Origin of the sequence: Enterococcus sp. M190262 (genome assembly GCF_005843965.1) — a bacterium.
In the GTDB taxonomy this organism is placed as follows: Bacteria; Bacillota; Bacilli; order Lactobacillales; family Enterococcaceae; genus Enterococcus_D; species Enterococcus_D gallinarum.
On the sequence record NZ_CP040461.1, the window covers coordinates 1,972,659 to 1,989,559 of the forward strand.

The following is a 16,901-nucleotide window of genomic DNA, read 5'->3' on the forward strand; positions in this document are numbered from 1 at the left end:
GGATGAAAAGCATGCGTTGGTTTAGTGTATGCATTTTTCTAGTTGTGTTACTAGGTTTCTCCCAACAAGTTTCAGCAGGAGAAATGCAAGCGAATGTTCGCATCACGTTACACAAGTTACTATTTCCTGAAGGGCAGTTACCCCAGGAACAAATCAATTCCGGAGAAGGTACATTGCTTCAAGCTTACCGCGGTTTAAATGATGTCACCTATCACGTATACGATGTCACCAATTCTTTCTATCAATTACGGGAAGATGGTGAATCGGTGGAAGCTGCGCAAAAAAAGTTGGCTGAGCAAGGTCCTGCAGCCGGATCCCTGATTGCCGAAGGAAAGACCGAGAAGATCCAAGGAGAAGATGGTTTACTTAGCTTCACATTAGCAGCCAAGGACAGCCAGCAGCGGGATAAGGTCTATTTATTCGTGGAAGCAGAGGCTCCTAATGTCGTGAAAGAGAAAGCCGGAAACTTGGTCGTTGTTTTGCCAGTTCTTGATCAGAAAGGGAATCAAATGACCACGATTCATTTGTACCCAAAAAATGAAGAGAAGGCATACGATTTGCCGCCTCTTGAAAAAGAAGTGCAGTCCAAAACCTCTGATTTTACCTATGGCGAGAGAGTGGATTATCAGCTGTCAACACATATCCCAGAAAATATCTTGGATTACCAACAATTCCAACTATCGGATACAGCAGATTCTGCCTTATTTCTCTTACCAGAAACGATCACAGTAAAAGTAGGAACATCCGTTATGACAGGATATACACTTCAAACAACGGATCATGGCTTTGTCCTGGATTTCTCTATTCAGCAGCTAGAAAAATTTGCCAATCAAAAATTGCAAGTCTCTTACCAAATGAAAGTAATGAATGCAGAGCCTGACACAGAGATCGTAAATGAAGGGCAATTGCTGACAGATAAACATATCATCAACAAAAAAGTTGACATACGGACTGGTGGGAAACGGTTCGTCAAAAGAGATAGTCAAGATCCGCAGCGAACATTGGCAAATGCCGTATTCGTCGTAAAAAATCAAATGGGAGCCTATTTGCATGAATCAGCCAATGGTTATCAATGGCAAAGAGAAAAAGCGGGAGCTAAACGATTCACTTCTGATCAAGCCGGAGAATTTTCCGTCAAAGGGTTAAAAGATGGCCACTATTTCTTGGAAGAAATCCAAGCCCCAAAAAATTACTTGCTTAATCAAAAAGCCATTCCGTTTGTGGTTGAAAAAAATTCCTATACAACAAATGGAAAAGCAGCTACCCCACTGGCAATCATCAACAAGAAACATACTGGTTTCTTACCAAAGACTAATGAGCAACAAGCAACAGGATTGATCTTAGCCGGTGTAGCATTGATAGGTTTTGTCATTGCTGGGCTGATTGACCAAAAACAAAAACGAGGAGAAAGAAAATGAAACAAGCAAAAAAAGTATGGTACTTACTAAGTACGCTATTACTAACATTACCTGTTTTTATCAATGGGTTGGGTACAGCAGCTTATGCTGAGGAAAATGCAAGCAATGCCCAAATCGTCATTCATAAAAAGAAAATGACCGATCTTCCGGATCCGCTCATTCAAAATAGTGGGAAAGAGATGAGTGATTTTGATCAATATCAAGGTCTTGCAGATGTCACTTTCCGCATTTATAATGTGACGTCAGAATTTTATGCGCAACGAGCAGCCGGGGCAACTGTCGAAGCTGCAAAACAAGCAGTTCAAGGTCTAACCCCAGGTTCGCCAATAGCTGAAGGTATAACAGATGCAGATGGCAATATTACCGTAAATGTACCGAAAAAACAAAACGACAAAGATGCTGTCTACGTCATCAAAGAAGAACCAAAATCTGGGGTAGCGGCTGCTGCCAATATGGTCATTGCCTTCCCGGTTTATGAGATGATCAAGCAATCAGACGGCTCGTATAACTATGGGACAGAAGAATTATCTACGGTTCATGTTTACCCCAAAAATATCGTTTCAAATGATGGGGCATTACATGTGAAAAAAAGAGGTACTGCTGAAAATGAATCGTTGAATGGTGCAGAATTCGTACTCTCAAAAAATGAAGGTTCCCCAAGTACGACCAAGTATATTCAAGGGGTAAAAGATGGTCTCCACACTTGGACAACCGACAAAGGACAAGCAAAGCATTTTGTTACTGGTAAAAGCTATGGAATCGGCGAAGATGATTTTACAGAATCTGAAGAGAAAACTGGTGAACTAACGGTGAAGAATCTTGAAGTGGGTTCCTATACGCTTGAAGAGGTCAAAGCACCGAACAATGCTGAATTGATTGATGATCAAACAAAGACACCCTTCACTATTGAAGCGGATAATCAAACCCCAGTAGAAAAAACCGTTAAAAATGATACATCAAACGTTGAAAAAACAACGCCTAATTTAAACGGCAAAGATGTAGCGATTGGTGAAAAGATCAAGTACGAGATTGCGGTCAATATTCCATTAGGTATTGCTGATAAAGAAGGAAATGCCAATAAATACAATAAATTTAACTTAGTAGATACCCATGATGATGCATTGACCTTTGACAATACACCTTCAGGAGATACAGCCTATGCTCTTTATGATGGTGATACACTGATCGCATCTGAAAACTATCAAGTAACTGAACAGACAAACGGTTTCACCGTCGCTGTCGATCCAGCGTTCATCCCTTCTTTAACACCAGGAGGTACATTAAAATTTGTTTACTTCATGCATCTAAATGAAAAAGCAGATCCAACGAAAGGCTTTAAAAACGAAGCCAATGTTGATAATGGTCATACCAATGACCAAACGCCACCAACAGTAGAAGTCGTCACCGGTGGGAAACGATTTATCAAAGTCGATGGGGATGTTTCATCCACGCAAGCTCTAGCAGGTGCCTCTTTCGTTGTACGTGATCAAAATAGTGAGGGTGCAAACTATTTGAAGGTCGATGAAGCAGCGAAAACAGTGACTTGGGTGGCAAACAAAGCAGATGCAACAACATTCACGACGCAAGCTGATGGTCTAGTCGTCATTACTGGACTAAAATATGGTTCCTATTATTTGGAAGAAACTGCAGCGCCAGAAAATTATGTATTACTAACAAATCGAATCCAATTTACAGTGGATGAGCATTCTTACGGAACCACAGAAGAATTAGTTGCTCCTGAAAAAGTGCCTAACAAACACAAAGGAACATTGCCTTCTACAGGCGGAAAAGGCATCTATCTTTATTTAGGCAGCGGTACGCTGATCTTGATCATTGTGGGTTTGTATTTCATGAAACGAAAAGAAACTCGTTGAGTTTCTGTTTTGCTAGATTTTCACTTCTAGAAAAATTGGCAGCCTCAAAAGCAGATCTCAGCTATTTCGACCTAGTCAGATAAAAACGGGAGGTTGCAACAGACGTGGTCCGCTTCAAGAAATAAGAAAGGATTTTCTAAAATAGCTTTTCCCATTTTTTTGAAAAGCTATTTTTGAAGAAGCTGATTCTAACCGCTTGTTGAACCACTTGTTCGGAAAACGGAGCTGTGACAAGTCTTTTGTCACAGCTCCTTTAATTTTTTTGAGGAGGAAACGATGAAACAAAAAAGAGGACACCAGATAGTCGATCGATTGATGATCCTTTTGTTGTTGATTGGTGTAGGGATTTTTTCCTATCCATTCATTAGCGATGCACTGAATAATTATTTGGACCAACAGATCATTGCGCATTACCAAGCAGAAGCAAATCAAGAAAATGCCGCCGCAATGGCGAAGTTGCAAGCGCAGATCGACAAAAATCAACAGTTAGCCAAAGAAGGCGACTCCCCCGGACTGGATCCATTCTCTGAAGCAGAGAAAATCAGTAAAAAACCAGATAAATCGTATTTTGAAAGCCATACGATCGGTGTGTTAACGATCCCCAAAATCAATGTACGAGTCCCTATTTTTGACAAGACCAATTCAGCATTGTTGGAAAAAGGCAGCTCATTACTGGAAGGGACTTCTTTTCCTACAGGAGGCAAAAATACCCACGCCGTCATTTCGGGTCATCGTGGATTGCCGCAAGCAAAACTATTTACTGATTTGCCAGAATTGCAGGAAGGCGATGAGTTTTATTTAGAAGTCTACGGCGAAACACTCGTTTATCAAGTCGATCAAATCAAAACTGTTGTCCCCACCGATACACAAGACCTTCAGATTGAATCTGGTAAAGATCTTGTCACATTGTTGACCTGCACTCCCTACATGATCAATAGTCATCGATTATTGGTAAGAGGACACCGGATTCCTTATCATCCGAAAGTCACTGATGACATAAAGAAAGTCAAACAGCAACAACAGCAGTTTCTGTGGATCCTCATTTTTACTGCCTGCGGCTTCCTCGTTTTTTGTATTTGGTGGTATAAGCGGCGAAAGAAAAAAACTGGGAACCCTCCAGTATCTAGCAGATAAAATGAGTTGGCTGATCAAAGAAACCCTGTTTTTAATAAAAAATTTTTTTGATTTACAGGGCATAAAGAAAGCTGATTTATTTGCTAGCCAGCACAACCTTTGTATCTCTTATGCTATCGAACCTGCCGTAAGACGTTAAGAGGATTGACAAAATATTCGTAAACGCTATAATGAGGGTGTATTAGTTGACAAGGACGTCTGCTGATCCTTTTGAAAACTAGCTATCAAAGAAGATACAATAAACGTATACTTATGAAGTGTCAGGGAAAGAGGTGTGAATCCTCTACAGACCTACCTACTGTATGGTGGATGAAACCAATAGAACCACAGAATGATTCTATTCTGGAAGGATTGGGAGTAAGAAGAAGCTAAGTCAGGATACCGGCTTGATAAGTCTATTCATTCTTTTGTAGGAAAAAGAAGGGGCTTCGACGATAACTGGCTTGATCTACTGTTAGTACTGTTAATGAACCACTTTTTCTATTAAAGGAAAAGTGGTTTTTTTTGTTTTTTGATACAAAGTAAAAGGAGGGATAGACAAACCGTAGGAAAGAATAATAATCGATTTATCCGTAAGGGTTGGAAGAAAAAATTCAAAAAAAGTTGAATGCGAGGAAAAAAAGATGAAAAAAATTCTAATGACGATCATGACCATCGGACTAGTTGCTGGGATTGGATTAGCGGGTTGCGGCAAACAAGAAAACGAAGCTACGGCTTCAACTGAGAAAACAGAACAAAATTTGCCGACGAAAGACCGTAGTGGGAAAGAGATCTCATTGCCTAAAGAGGCAACTAAAATCGTTTCACTGGTTCCATCAGTAACAGAAGTTATTGATGATATAGGAAAAACGAATGAATTGGTTGCTGTTGACATGCAAAGCGGGTCACTGAATGAAGCGCTTCAGGCATTACCTCAAATGGATATGATGGCGATTGATGCAGAAAAATTGATTGCATTGAAACCGCAAATCGTCTATGTGAATGACATTAATTTAGCAAGTTCTGAAAGTGTCTGGCAGCAAGTAGAAGATGCCGGGATCACGATTGTCAATATACCGACAAGTACCAGTATTCAAGCCATTAAAGAAGACGTCCAATTCATTGCTGATAGTTTGTCAGAGCATGAGAAAGGACAAAAACTAGTCGATAAGATGACTCAAGAAATTGATGATGTTGCAAAAATCGGCAAAACTATCAAGAATCAAAAGAGTGTTTTATTTGAAGTAGCTGCATTACCAGATATTTATAGTTTTGGAAGTGGGACATTTTTAAATGAAATGATCGAAACGATTGGTGCCAAAAATGTTCTAGCAAACGAGAAAGGCTGGCTTCCTGTCGGAGAAGAAGCAGCAATTGCTGCAAAACCCGATGTTATCCTAACGAATGTTGACTATATTGACGATCCGGCAAAAGAAATCTTGGAACGGAAAAATTGGGAAAAAGTACCTGCGGTTCAAAACAAAGAAGTATTTGCCATTGATAATCGATCGAGCTCTTTGCCAAATCACCACATGACAAAAGCTTTAAAGCAAATGGCAAAAGCCATTTATCCAGAAGCGTACAAGGATTTGAAAGATGAATAAAAAGCGTTTTCTCTTACTATTGATCGTCATTAGTTTGGGAATGCTCTTACTTGGCATCAAGATTGGCAGTGTGCCAATCTCCAGCAGTGATCTGTTCAACATTCTAGCAGGAAAGAAGATTTCTGAAGATGGTATTTTGGAAGGGATTATTTGGAATGTTCGTTTACCGCGAGTCGTGCTGGCATACTTAGTAGGTGCTGGGTTGGCTGTTAGTGGAACAGTGATGCAATCTCTTTTGGGAAACCCATTGGCTTCTTCCTATACATTAGGCGTTTCAGCGGGGGCTTCCCTCGGAGCAGCATTGATCATGGTCGCAGGTATATCAGCCACGATCATTGGCAGTCTATTATTACCTTTTACGGGCTTTCTCTTCGGGTTAACGACTGTTTTTCTTGTTTTACTATTTACTCGTACGATGGATCGCCAGATGTCCAATCAAACAGTCGTTTTAGTGGGAATGGTCATGACTTTATTTGTTGGTGCAATTTTAACGTTGATTACGGCGCTCTTTCAAGATTATTTAAAAGAACTCGTCTTTTGGCAAATGGGGAGCTTTTCCGGCAGTAATTGGACAAAAATCGTCATTTATTGCCCTATCGCTATCCTAAGTACATTATTTTTATGGGGTGACGCAAATAATTTGGATGTTCTGGGTTTAGGTGAGGAGCAAGCCATGCTTTCAGGAGTTGAAGTGAAAACTGTGAAGTTAAGAATCATACTTTTTGCAAGTTTACTGGCAGGAAGTGCCGTGTCGTTTGTTGGTGTGATTGGTTTTGTAGACTTGATCGCACCGCATATTGTTCGCCGTTATTTAGGTGCTACCCACCGGTGGCTAATCCCCGGATCGGCTCTATTAGGAGGGACATTGATGGTGCTAGGAGATACGATAGCACGGACGATCTTATCGCCAAGAGAAATACCAATTGGTGCGGTGACGGCGCTTATTGGCGCCCCATTCTTTTTGTATATTTATTTCCAAAAAAGGGGAGCTGTAGCATGATTCAATTAGAAAAAGCGGCAGTGACTCTGCAGCAATCTCGTATCTTAACAGACATTTCTTTAACCTTTCAGCAAGGAAGCAAGACCTGTATCTTGGGACCTAATGGCTGTGGGAAAACGACCTTGCTAAAAACGATTGCTGGCTTGATTCCTTATAAAGGGTCTGTCATGATTGATGGACAAGAAGTAGGCGGATTAAAAAGAAAATTCTTAGCTGATAAAGTTGCTATGATGAGTCAGTTTACAACGGTGGCCTTCGATTACACGGTCTATGAAATCGTCTTGATGGGGGCTTATCGCCAACAGTCACATCGTTTTTTGCCTATCGTCTCTAAACAAGAAAAAGAACGGGTTCTTCATTACCTAGAGACTGCTCATCTGATCGATATCAAAGATAAAGTTGTCAATCAACTCTCTGGAGGACAGCAACAACGTGTTTTTTTAGCCAAACTATTCCTGCAGGATCCCGAGATCATTTTATTAGATGAGCCTAATAATCATCTGGATATTCGCTATCAGCAAGAATTGATTCATCAGTTGAATGAATGGGGCACTCACTCTAAAAAAACCATTATTGGTGTGTTTCATGACATTCGTTTAGCACTGACATTGAGTGAAGAAATCGTTTTTATGAAAGAGGGGACTATTGCTGCGAAAGGAGATTTTCAAGACATCGCTTCGAAAGCGTTTCTTGAGCATATTTTTGATGTAGATATCGTCTCTTATTTTCAACACCAACATGAAGCTTGGAAAAATATCCAGTAACTTTTGACAAGTATTTTTTTAACAGGTAATATAAAAGAAAACACAATGACGTGTTTCAATAAATGGCAACGGAGCCTAAAGTTTTCGTGTATGACTACACGTGCTTTAGGCTTTTTTTATGGAGGAAAGTATGAAACGAATGATTCTTATGGGAGCGATAGGTTGCGGAAAAACAACTTTATGCCAAGCGCTGCAAGGGAAAGAATTGCGTTATGCCAAGACACAAGCAGTCGAATTCCATACAACGATGATTGATACACCAGGAGAGTTTATATTGCATCGTCAGTATTACAATGCCTTAAACGTCACAGCAGCTGAAGCTGATGTCATTGGCTTAGTACAGAGTGCTCTCGAGACAGAACAGATTTTTTCCCCAGGATTTGGTAGCATATTCCCTAAAAAAGTGATTGGCATTTTAACGAAAGTGGATTTAGTGAATGACCCCAATCAATTAGCGCATATTCATCAGCAACTGAAAAATGCGGGGGCAAAGGAGATTTTTGAAGTATCTTCTGTAGAAAAAACGGGTTTACAAGAATTGATCAATTATTTAGAAGAGGATGAGGTATGATGAAAATTTATACAAAAACAGGGGACAAAGGTATGACCAAACTCGTGGGCAGTACCACAGTCGCTAAAGATTCCGATCGGGTAGAAAGTTATGGGACGATCGATGAATTGAATTCGTGGGTAGGGTATATCATCAGTCAACTACCTTCAGAAAATCAAGTCGTCAAAAATGAATTGAAACTTTTGCAAAATTTTCTTTTTGATGTAGGAACGGATTTATCAACACCAATAGAAGCCAAGCGTCCATTTAAACTACAACCAGAAAGTGTCACTTGGTTAGAAGGAAGAATCGACTATTTTACTGCCGAATCTCCGGATATAGATCGGTTTATTTTACCCGGTGGCACACCAGAAGCTAGTATGGTCCATGTGGCGCGAACGATCGCTCGTCGTGGGGAACGCGCGATTGTTCGTCTAAACTGGACAGCCAAGATCAATGAGCAAGTGCTGATTTTTACGAATCGATTGTCAGATTACTTTTATGCATTGGCACGCTATCTTAATGTTCAAGCCAATGAACCGGATATTTTTTATGAAAGAGGAGAAAAGGTTTTCCATAAAATAAAAGAGGAGGGATTGTAGACAGTTGCTTTTCTAAGTAAGATGTGGTAAATTCCAAGTAGATTAAACGAATATTTTATGAAGAATATGAATGGAAGTCAGTGAAAATCTGGCACGGTCCCGCCACTGTGATAAAGCAGGGTTGCTTTTAAGTCAGGTCTTTTCAATTTTTCATTATTGGGCATACTGTTTCGAGGCAAAACAGGATGTTTCTTTCCAACGCTTGTGTTGAAAATCCAGCCCAAGATATTTGTGTTAATCCATATGTTCGCACGAAGGCGTGCGTCTAGGGAATTTTGGGCTGGTCTTTCAACGATGAAGGAGATTTCAGGTACAACGGTGTACTGCTAGATTCCCTTTTCTTATTGACAATCATTTAATGACGTTGTACTCTATTTGTAAGGTTTGGTGTACAATGGCGTATACATAATGAAGCAAAGACGCTTCAAACAGACGTTTTTCGTTTGTTTGAGGCGTTTTTTTGCTATTTTTTGATTAGGAGGAATCCATATGGAAACTATTCATTTTCCTACCCAAATATGGGCAGGGGAAGGGGCATTAACCAATCTTGAAAAGCTTCGAGAAAAAAGAGTTTTTGTGGTTACCGATCCATTCATGGTTGAATCAGGTTTTGTGGATCATTTAACGAAGCATTTGTCACACAACAAATACCTTATTTTTAGTGACATCGTACCAGATCCGCCGATTGACAAGATTGTTTCAGGTATCAAGCAATTGGTTGATTTTAAAGGAGATACGATTGTCGCTTTAGGCGGAGGTTCGGCGATTGATGCAGCAAAAGCAATGAAGTTTTTTGGAGAACAGACGATGAACATCAAAGTGGATCAATTCATTGCTGTACCAACAACGAGTGGGACCGGTTCAGAAGTCACCAATTTTTCTGTGATCACAATTGCTGAAACTGGAACAAAAATACCTTTGGTTACGGATGAAATCCAACCGGATGTGGCCATTTTAGATACAGCTTTAGTCATGAGTGTTCCCCCGAAGATTACCGCTGATACTGGAATGGACGTGTTGACTCACGTCATAGAAGCATACGTGTCGACAGAAGCAAATCCGATTGCAGATGCTCTATGTGAAAAAGTGGTTCGATTGGTTTTTGAAAACTTAGAAATCGCCTATCATGATGGCAACAATAAGCAAGCTCGAGAAAATATGCACCTAGCTTCTTGTATGGCTGGCATGGCCTTCAATGTAACCTCATTAGGGCTCAACCATGGGATCGCCCATGCGGCAGGAGCACGATTGCATGTACCCCATGGGCGTATGAATGCGATTTTGCTACCTGATGTGATTGCATTCAATAGTGGTTTGGCAAGTGGAAAAGTAACAAATGAAGCAACAGCAAAACGTTACGCACAGCTAGTTGATTGTATCTACTCTACGAAAACAACGAATGCTCGAATCGGCGTTCAGCAACTCATTCGACAAATCAAGCAATTGCGGAGAAAACTACAAATGCCAGCTTCTTTTACTGAATATGGGTTAACAAAAGCGGAAGTACGTGAGAATAGTGAGAAAATCGCGAGTGCTGCTCTGATAGATGGCTGCACGAGAACGAATCCCATTCAGCCAACAAAAGAAGAAGTCATAGAAATTTTGAACTCTGTCTTATAAGCGATTGACAGGATGTAGCCAATAAAATATAATGTGGGTAGCACAACGGCGTGCTTCAAAATTTAAGAGCAAAGAAGCTCCTTAGTAGAAAGCGAAAGTGGAATCTTTACGTTTTTTATTGAGGATTTTTTATTTGCTAAATTAAGGGAGCGAGTCTTGTTGGAAGAAAAACAACGAATGATTCAAGAATATGTTCCTGGGAAACAAGTCACATTGGCGCATATCATTGCAAGTCCCAATAAAGAGATTTATACAAAGTTGGGGTTACCTGAAGGAACAAGCAATGCGCTAGGAATTTTAACGATCACCCCGAGTGAAGCAGCAATCATCGCAGTGGATATTGCAACGAAAAGCGGGGATATCCAAATCGGTTTCATCGATCGGTTTTCTGGTTCGGTCGTTATTTCAGGAGATGTTAGTTCGGTTGAGGCGGCTTTACAAGCAGTAATCGAAGGATTGCAACAGATTTTAAATTTCTCCGTAACTTGTAAAATCACTAGAACATAGTCTCGAACGGACAAGGGCGTGAAGAGAATGGATGGACGAATTGTAATAGTCGATGATGAACCTATTACGAGATTGGATATTCGTGATATTGTGGCAGAGGCAGGATATGAAGTGGTCGGTGAAGCGGCAGATGGATTTGAAGCGATTGAAGTTTGTAAAAAGACACGTCCTGATTTAGTGATTATGGACATCCAAATGCCAATTTTAGATGGTTTAAAAGCTGGTAAGAAGATCGTTCAAGACCAGCTAGCCAGTAGTATTGTCTTTTTGTCCGCCTATAGTGATGTCCAGAATACGGAAAAGGCAAAGAAACTCGGTGCACTAGGTTATTTAGTCAAGCCATTAGATGAAAAGTCGTTGATACCTACAATTGAAATGAGCATTGAACGAGGAAAACAGACGCAATCTTTACTAAGTCAAATCGATAAATTAAGTTTGAAGTTGGAAGAACGAAAAATTATCGAAAAAGCCAAGGGGATCCTTGTTAAGGAGAATCATATTACTGAAGAGGAAGCCTATCAAATGTTAAGGACATTAAGTATGAATAAACGAGCGCGGATGGGTGAAATTGCTGAACTAATTGTAATGGATGATGAGTAGATGAAACGATTAGCGCAATTATGTAGACAATATACCAATCTTTCTGAGTCAGATATCAAAGAGTTACAACGAACAGCAAACTATCTTTCTTCAACAACACTCTACCAAAGTGCGGATGTATTCATTGATGTGTATAAAGAAATGTCGCAACAAGCATTAGTCGTTTATCACAAACCACCTACAAAAGCAGACTCTTTATACAGTGGTGATGTTGTTGGTATGGAAGCATTGTTAGAAAATGAACCAGGTGTGTTGCGAACCATGCAAACAAGCTTGAACAGTATCGGCCTGCTAGCTGTGACGCAAGAAAATCGGTTGATCAAGCAAAATATTTATCCGATTCGAAATGAGCATCGAACAATTGGTGTCATTATTGTTGAGATGGCAGCAGATGGAGAGATTCAAGCAGATCTGCATAAGGAAGAGCTGAATCATTGCCAATTAGCTAAAGTGGCGAAATCAACGAGTCAAGTAGATGCGTTGTTTATTGATCAATTAGCTGAAGCTGTTTTGATTTTTGATGCAGCGGGGCATCTATTGATTACCAATAATAATGCACAGGAATTGTATCGAAAATTGGGCTATCGCGATAATATTATTGGTATGAGCTATGATAATTTGTCCATTGACTACACGACATTTGAGTATGTTCTTTACCAAATGAGGTATAAAGTCAGCAATCAACCAATTGAAAGCAACACAACTTACTTGAATTATTATTTTAAAATCCGCAAAGTTTGGCTGGAATCCGAAGCGCAATTAGTGATGATCATTCAAGATAACACGGAATTCAAAGAAAAAGAAGCCGAAATCATTTCCAAATCAGTTGCGATTCGTGAAATTCATCATCGTGTCAAAAATAATTTGCAATCTGTTGTCTCTTTATTGCGTATTCAAGAACGAAGAACACAGAGCTTAGAAGCAAAAAAGGTCCTTCATGAAAGTGTGAACCGAATCATGGCCATTGCGGCCACCCATGAATTGCTGTCCAAACAGGTCAAGGACGACGTGGCATTACGGCAAACATTGGAAGCAGTGATGTATAATTTTCGGCATCTTTTTCAAGGGGCACAATCGTTAGAAATGACCATGGATGTGGATCCAGCAATTATGGTTTCCAGTGAGCAAATGGTGACGATCTCTTTGATCGTCAACGAACTGCTGCAAAATATTTTCGATCATGCGTTTGATTCACCAGCTAGCGGCGTTGTGAAAGTGATTGGAACATTAGATAACAAAATGATTACTATCACAGTGATGGATAACGGTAAAGGCTATGATGTTCATCAAAAGAATGAGAATAGTTTGGGCTTAATGATTGTAAAAAGCTATGTTAAGGACAAACTAAAGGGAAAAATTATGATAGAATCAAATGATCAGGGGACCAAAACCTGTTTTTATTTCGAACAGAACACCAGTGATGTTGTTCAGTGATTAAGCAAAGGCGCTTAAAGAAAAGTAGAAAGAAATTTTCTACGAATTCTTTAGGCGCTTTTTTGTATGCAAAAGGAGGGAAAACATGTCTAAGGAGACACTCTTGACGGTTGGGATCGATTTAGGGACATCCACAACGCAACTCGTATTGTCGGAATTGACGGTTGAAAACTTTGCTTCGGCTTTTACAGTTCCCCGAATCTCCATCTCCAATAAAAAAGTCATTTATCGGAGTGATATCATCTTTACACCTTTATTGAATCAGACAGAGATTGATGCAGAACCGATCAATGAATTTGTCGCGGAACAGTATCGTAAAGCTGGGATTAAAAAGCAAGATATCCAGATGGGTGCCGTCATCATCACCGGTGAAACAGCCAGAAAGGCCAATGCGAATAAAGTTTTAGACGCATTAAGCGGGTATGCTGGGGATTTTGTCGTCGCAACGGCAGGCCCAGACCTAGAAAGCATTATTGCTGGAAAAGGAGCAGGAGCCCAAACGTTTTCGGAGAGCAAACGAAAACCAGTCGTTAATTTGGATATCGGTGGTGGAACGACCAATTTAGCTGTTTTTAAAGATGGCGAGGTCATAGACACGGCTTGCTTTGATATTGGTGGTCGGTTGATCAAAGTCGATAAACAGCAGCGAGTCACTTATCTCGCACCAAAAATCCAAGAAATAATTAGGAAAAAAGAGCTTTCTCTTACCATTGGGGATCAGGTGACGGAAGCAACTCTCAAGCCGATTCTTTTAGAACTTGTTCATGTCTTGGAAAACAGTGTGGGTTTAGGAGAAAAAAGTCCTTTCTTTGATTTATTAGTGACCAACCATCCCCTCAAAAGGAATGAAGAAATCCCGCTTGTCACATTTTCCGGTGGGGTGGCGGACTGCTTTGTTGCCGAAGAAAAGGAGCCATTCAAATTCTGGGACATCGGCTTGCTATTAGGAAAATATCTCCGCCAGTCGCTGATTTTTTCGGAAAAAGAAGTGCTTCAAAGCAATGAAACGATTCGTGCAACTGTGGTTGGCGCAGGCTCCCATACGGCTGAAATCAGTGGCAGTACGATTGCTTATCGCGAACAGATTTTACCTATAAAAAATATCCCCATTTTGAAATTAGCCAAAGAAGATGAAGAATTGGCGGCTTCCGAATTGAGTGAGCGGATTCGAGAAAAGCTCAATTGGCATACAACAGAAGGGACACCCCAAGTGGCTTTGGCCATCAGAGGGGATAAAAATCCGACTTTTGACGACATTCAGCGATATGGAAAAGGAATCGTGGCAGGTTTGGACAGTCTAGTGAAAGAAGCCATTCCTATCATTGTTATGGTGGACGAAGATATGGCTAAAGCTTTGGGCCATGCGCTAAGTGCCAATTTACCTCCAGAATATCCTTTCATCTGTATCGATTCTGTCAAGGTGGAAAATGGCGACTATGCGGATATCGGCCTACCAGTTGCAGAAGGTGCAGTCCTGCCTGTGATTGTTAAGACATTAGTATTTAATTAAAAAGGAGCGACACGGATATGATTTTAAAAACCAAATTATTTGGCAACGTATACCAATTTACGTCAGTGAAAGAAGTATTAGCCAAAGCAAATGAAGAAAAGTCAGGTGACAAACTAGCTGGCGTTGCAGCAAATTCTGCAGAAGAGCGGGTGGCGGCAAAAGTTGTTCTAGCTGAGCTGACATTAAATGATTTGTTCAATCATCCTGTTGTCGATTATGACGAAGATGAAGTGACACGGATTATTATCGATCAAGTCAATATGCGAATTTTTGAGAGTATCAAACATTGGACAGTAGCTGAACTAAGGGAGTTTATCTTGTCTTCAGAAACGACTGATTTCGATATCAAACGTATTTCTCGCGGCTTGACTTCAGAAATGGTTGCTGCTGTATGTAAGCTAATGTCGAATATGGATTTAATCGTCGGTGCCAAAAAAATTCACATCGAAAAAACTGCGAACACGACCATTGGCCGCCCGGGAACATTCTCCAATCGGTTACAGCCGAATCATCCAACAGATAATGTAGATGGCATTATGGCTTCTGTCATGGAAGGACTTTCTTATGGAGCAGGTGATGCTTTGATTGGCTTGAATCCAGTAGATGATTCCACAGAAAGTGTCAAACGAATTCTAAATAAATTTGAAGAATTTCGGAGTGAATGGGAAATCCCAACACAAACCTGTGTTTTAGCTCATGTGACCACACAAATGGAAGCCATTCGGCAAGGGGCACCTACAGGGCTAGTCTTCCAGTCCATTGCTGGTTCTGAAAAAGGGAATACCGCATTTGGCTTAAATGCCGCTATCTTGGAAGAAGCACAAGATTTGGCATTACACAGTGGGCAAGCGGCTGGACCGAATGTAATGTATTTTGAAACTGGACAAGGTTCTGAACTTTCTTCTGAAGCCAACTTTGGTGCTGATCAAGTAACGATGGAAGCACGTTGTTATGGACTAGCGAAAAAATTTGACCCTTACATCGTTAATACAGTAGTTGGTTTCATCGGACCTGAATATTTATATGATTCAAAACAAGTAATTCGCGCTGGGTTAGAAGATCACTTTATGGGGAAATTGACTGGAATATCAATGGGATGTGATGTATGTTACACCAACCACATGAAAGCGGATCAAAATGACATGGAAAATCTGGCTATGTTGCTGGCAACAGCAGGATGTACCTATATTATGGGGATCCCTCATGGCGATGATGTCATGTTGAATTATCAAACAACAGGCTTCCATGAAACTGCTACGATCCGTGAGACGTTAGGGCTACGACCAATTAAGGAATTTGAAGAGTGGATGGAAAAGATGGGCTTTATGGAGAATGGCAAGCTGACCAGTTGCGCTGGAGATGCATCTGTTTTTATTAAATAAACGAGGTGAGTACACGAATGAATGAAAAAGAATTAAAAGAAATGATCGTTGGCATTTTGTCCGAAATGGTGGACGACCATGTAGCGCCTGCAACTGTTCTTACAGAAGAAAAACCAGCAACTCAAGTGACAGAAACTGCTGAAATAGAAACAGGGATGATACCTGATATCACAGAAGTTGATTTACGGAAACAATTATTGCTAAAAGGAGCAAAAGATCCAGAAGGATTATTGAAAATGAAAGCTTACACACCAGCGAGATTAGGGGTTGGGCGTACAGGCACCCGCTACTTGACACCTTCTACACTGCGTTTTCGTGCGGATCATGCAGCAGCACAAGATGCTGTCTTTTCAGATGTCAGTGAAGAGTTAGTGAAAGAAATGGGCTTTATTGCTACAAAAACGATTTGTACGAGCAAAGATGAATACCTTACGCGACCAGACTACGGACGACAATTCGATGAAGAAAACTGTGAGATCATTCGCAAAAATACAACACCGAAAGCAAAAGTGCAAATGGTTGTTGGTGATGGCTTGAGTTCAGCTGCAATCGAGGCCAATGTCAAAGAAGTTTTGCCTGCCATCAAACAAGGATTGAAAATGTATGGATTAGATTTTGATCAAGTTCTCTTTGTAAAATATTGTCGCGTTCCAGCAATGGATAAAATTGGTGAAATCACAGATGCAGATGTTGTTTGTCTATTAGTAGGAGAACGTCCAGGATTGGTAACGGCAGAGTCGATGAGTGCGTATATTGCATATAAGCCAACTGTCGGTATGCCGGAAGCCCGACGAACAGTGATCTCAAACATTCATCGTGGTGGTACTCCAGCGGTTGAAGCAGGCGCTTATATTGCTGAAGTTATCAAAAAAATGCTCGATAAGAAAAAATCGGGTATTGATTTGAAAGAAGCAGAGTAAAGG

Annotated in this window: 15 protein-coding genes and 2 riboswitches; all 15 genes read left to right on the forward strand. The window is 40.5% G+C overall.

Annotation, left to right across the window (positions count from 1 at the left end):
• Nucleotides 1–2: 2 nt before the first annotated feature.
• The 15 genes from FE005_RS09185 to eutC all read left to right on the forward strand — a co-directional run bounded on the left by FE005_RS09185 (nt 3) and on the right by eutC (nt 16,898).
• On the forward strand, nt 3–1,418 hold the full coding sequence (locus FE005_RS09185; RefSeq protein WP_138371684.1) for a SpaH/EbpB family LPXTG-anchored major pilin: 1,416 nt from the start codon (nt 3–5) through the stop codon (nt 1,416–1,418).
• Nucleotides 1,415–3,292, forward strand: a complete 1,878-nt coding sequence (locus tag FE005_RS09190) for a SpaH/EbpB family LPXTG-anchored major pilin (RefSeq protein WP_113850064.1) — start codon at nt 1,415–1,417, stop codon at nt 3,290–3,292. The genes FE005_RS09185 and FE005_RS09190 overlap by 4 nt, the downstream gene beginning before the upstream one ends.
• Nucleotides 3,293–3,568: 276 nt before the next feature.
• Nucleotides 3,569–4,426 (forward strand): class C sortase, encoded by an 858-nt coding sequence (locus FE005_RS09195; protein WP_138371685.1) that lies wholly within the window; start codon nt 3,569–3,571, stop codon nt 4,424–4,426.
• Between the two features lie 238 nt (nt 4,427–4,664).
• Nucleotides 4,665–4,831: riboswitch (cobalamin riboswitch) on the forward strand.
• A gap of 218 nt (nt 4,832–5,049) precedes the next feature.
• Nucleotides 5,050–6,009 (forward strand): ABC transporter substrate-binding protein, encoded by a 960-nt coding sequence (locus FE005_RS09200; RefSeq protein WP_002345870.1) that lies wholly within the window; start codon nt 5,050–5,052, stop codon nt 6,007–6,009.
• Nucleotides 6,002–7,009 carry an iron ABC transporter permease gene (locus tag FE005_RS09205; protein ID WP_002345869.1) on the forward strand — a complete coding sequence of 336 codons (1,008 nt, stop codon included), beginning with the start codon at nt 6,002–6,004 and terminating at the stop codon, nt 7,007–7,009. Before FE005_RS09200 ends, FE005_RS09205 begins: the two co-directional genes overlap by 8 nt.
• Nucleotides 7,006–7,773: an ABC transporter ATP-binding protein gene (locus tag FE005_RS09210; RefSeq protein WP_138371686.1), complete on the forward strand. Its 768-nt coding sequence runs from the start codon at nt 7,006–7,008 to the stop codon at nt 7,771–7,773. Before FE005_RS09205 ends, FE005_RS09210 begins: the two co-directional genes overlap by 4 nt.
• 130 nt (nt 7,774–7,903) lie before the next feature.
• Entirely contained in the window at nt 7,904–8,344 is a 441-nt protein-coding gene (locus FE005_RS09215) for a EutP/PduV family microcompartment system protein (RefSeq protein ID WP_138371687.1), read from the forward strand.
• On the forward strand, nt 8,344–8,925 hold the full coding sequence (locus tag FE005_RS09220) for a cob(I)yrinic acid a,c-diamide adenosyltransferase (protein WP_138372204.1): 582 nt from the start codon (nt 8,344–8,346) through the stop codon (nt 8,923–8,925). Before FE005_RS09215 ends, FE005_RS09220 begins: the two co-directional genes overlap by 1 nt.
• A gap of 44 nt (nt 8,926–8,969) precedes the next feature.
• Nucleotides 8,970–9,119, forward strand: a riboswitch (adenosylcobalamin (AdoCbl) riboswitch).
• Nucleotides 9,120–9,414: 295 nt separating this feature from the next.
• Nucleotides 9,415–10,545 carry a 1-propanol dehydrogenase PduQ gene (locus tag FE005_RS09225; RefSeq protein ID WP_002345865.1) on the forward strand — a complete coding sequence of 377 codons (1,131 nt, stop codon included), beginning with the start codon at nt 9,415–9,417 and terminating at the stop codon, nt 10,543–10,545.
• A 159-nt stretch (nt 10,546–10,704) separates the two neighbouring features.
• Nucleotides 10,705–11,052 (forward strand): ethanolamine utilization microcompartment protein EutS, encoded by a 348-nt coding sequence (eutS, locus tag FE005_RS09230; RefSeq protein ID WP_002345864.1) that lies wholly within the window; start codon nt 10,705–10,707, stop codon nt 11,050–11,052.
• Between the two features lie 27 nt (nt 11,053–11,079).
• The gene (locus tag FE005_RS09235; RefSeq protein WP_041119376.1) at nt 11,080–11,652 is read left to right on the forward strand and encodes an ANTAR domain-containing response regulator; all 573 of its coding nucleotides are present in this window, start codon (nt 11,080–11,082) and stop codon (nt 11,650–11,652) included.
• Nucleotides 11,653–13,086 (forward strand): sensor histidine kinase, encoded by a 1,434-nt coding sequence (locus tag FE005_RS09240; protein WP_041119374.1) that lies wholly within the window; start codon nt 11,653–11,655, stop codon nt 13,084–13,086.
• 85 nt (nt 13,087–13,171) lie between these two features.
• Nucleotides 13,172–14,596, forward strand: coding sequence for an ethanolamine ammonia-lyase reactivating factor EutA (gene eutA / locus FE005_RS09245; protein ID WP_138371688.1), 1,425 nt, complete (start codon nt 13,172–13,174; stop codon nt 14,594–14,596).
• Nucleotides 14,597–14,613: 17 nt separating this feature from the next.
• Nucleotides 14,614–15,978 carry an ethanolamine ammonia-lyase subunit EutB gene (locus FE005_RS09250; RefSeq protein WP_002345860.1) on the forward strand — a complete coding sequence of 455 codons (1,365 nt, stop codon included), beginning with the start codon at nt 14,614–14,616 and terminating at the stop codon, nt 15,976–15,978.
• Nucleotides 15,979–15,995: 17 nt separating this feature from the next.
• Nucleotides 15,996–16,898, forward strand: a complete 903-nt coding sequence (gene eutC, locus FE005_RS09255) for an ethanolamine ammonia-lyase subunit EutC (protein WP_077454595.1) — start codon at nt 15,996–15,998, stop codon at nt 16,896–16,898.
• The last annotated feature ends 3 nt before the right edge of the window (nt 16,899–16,901 follow it).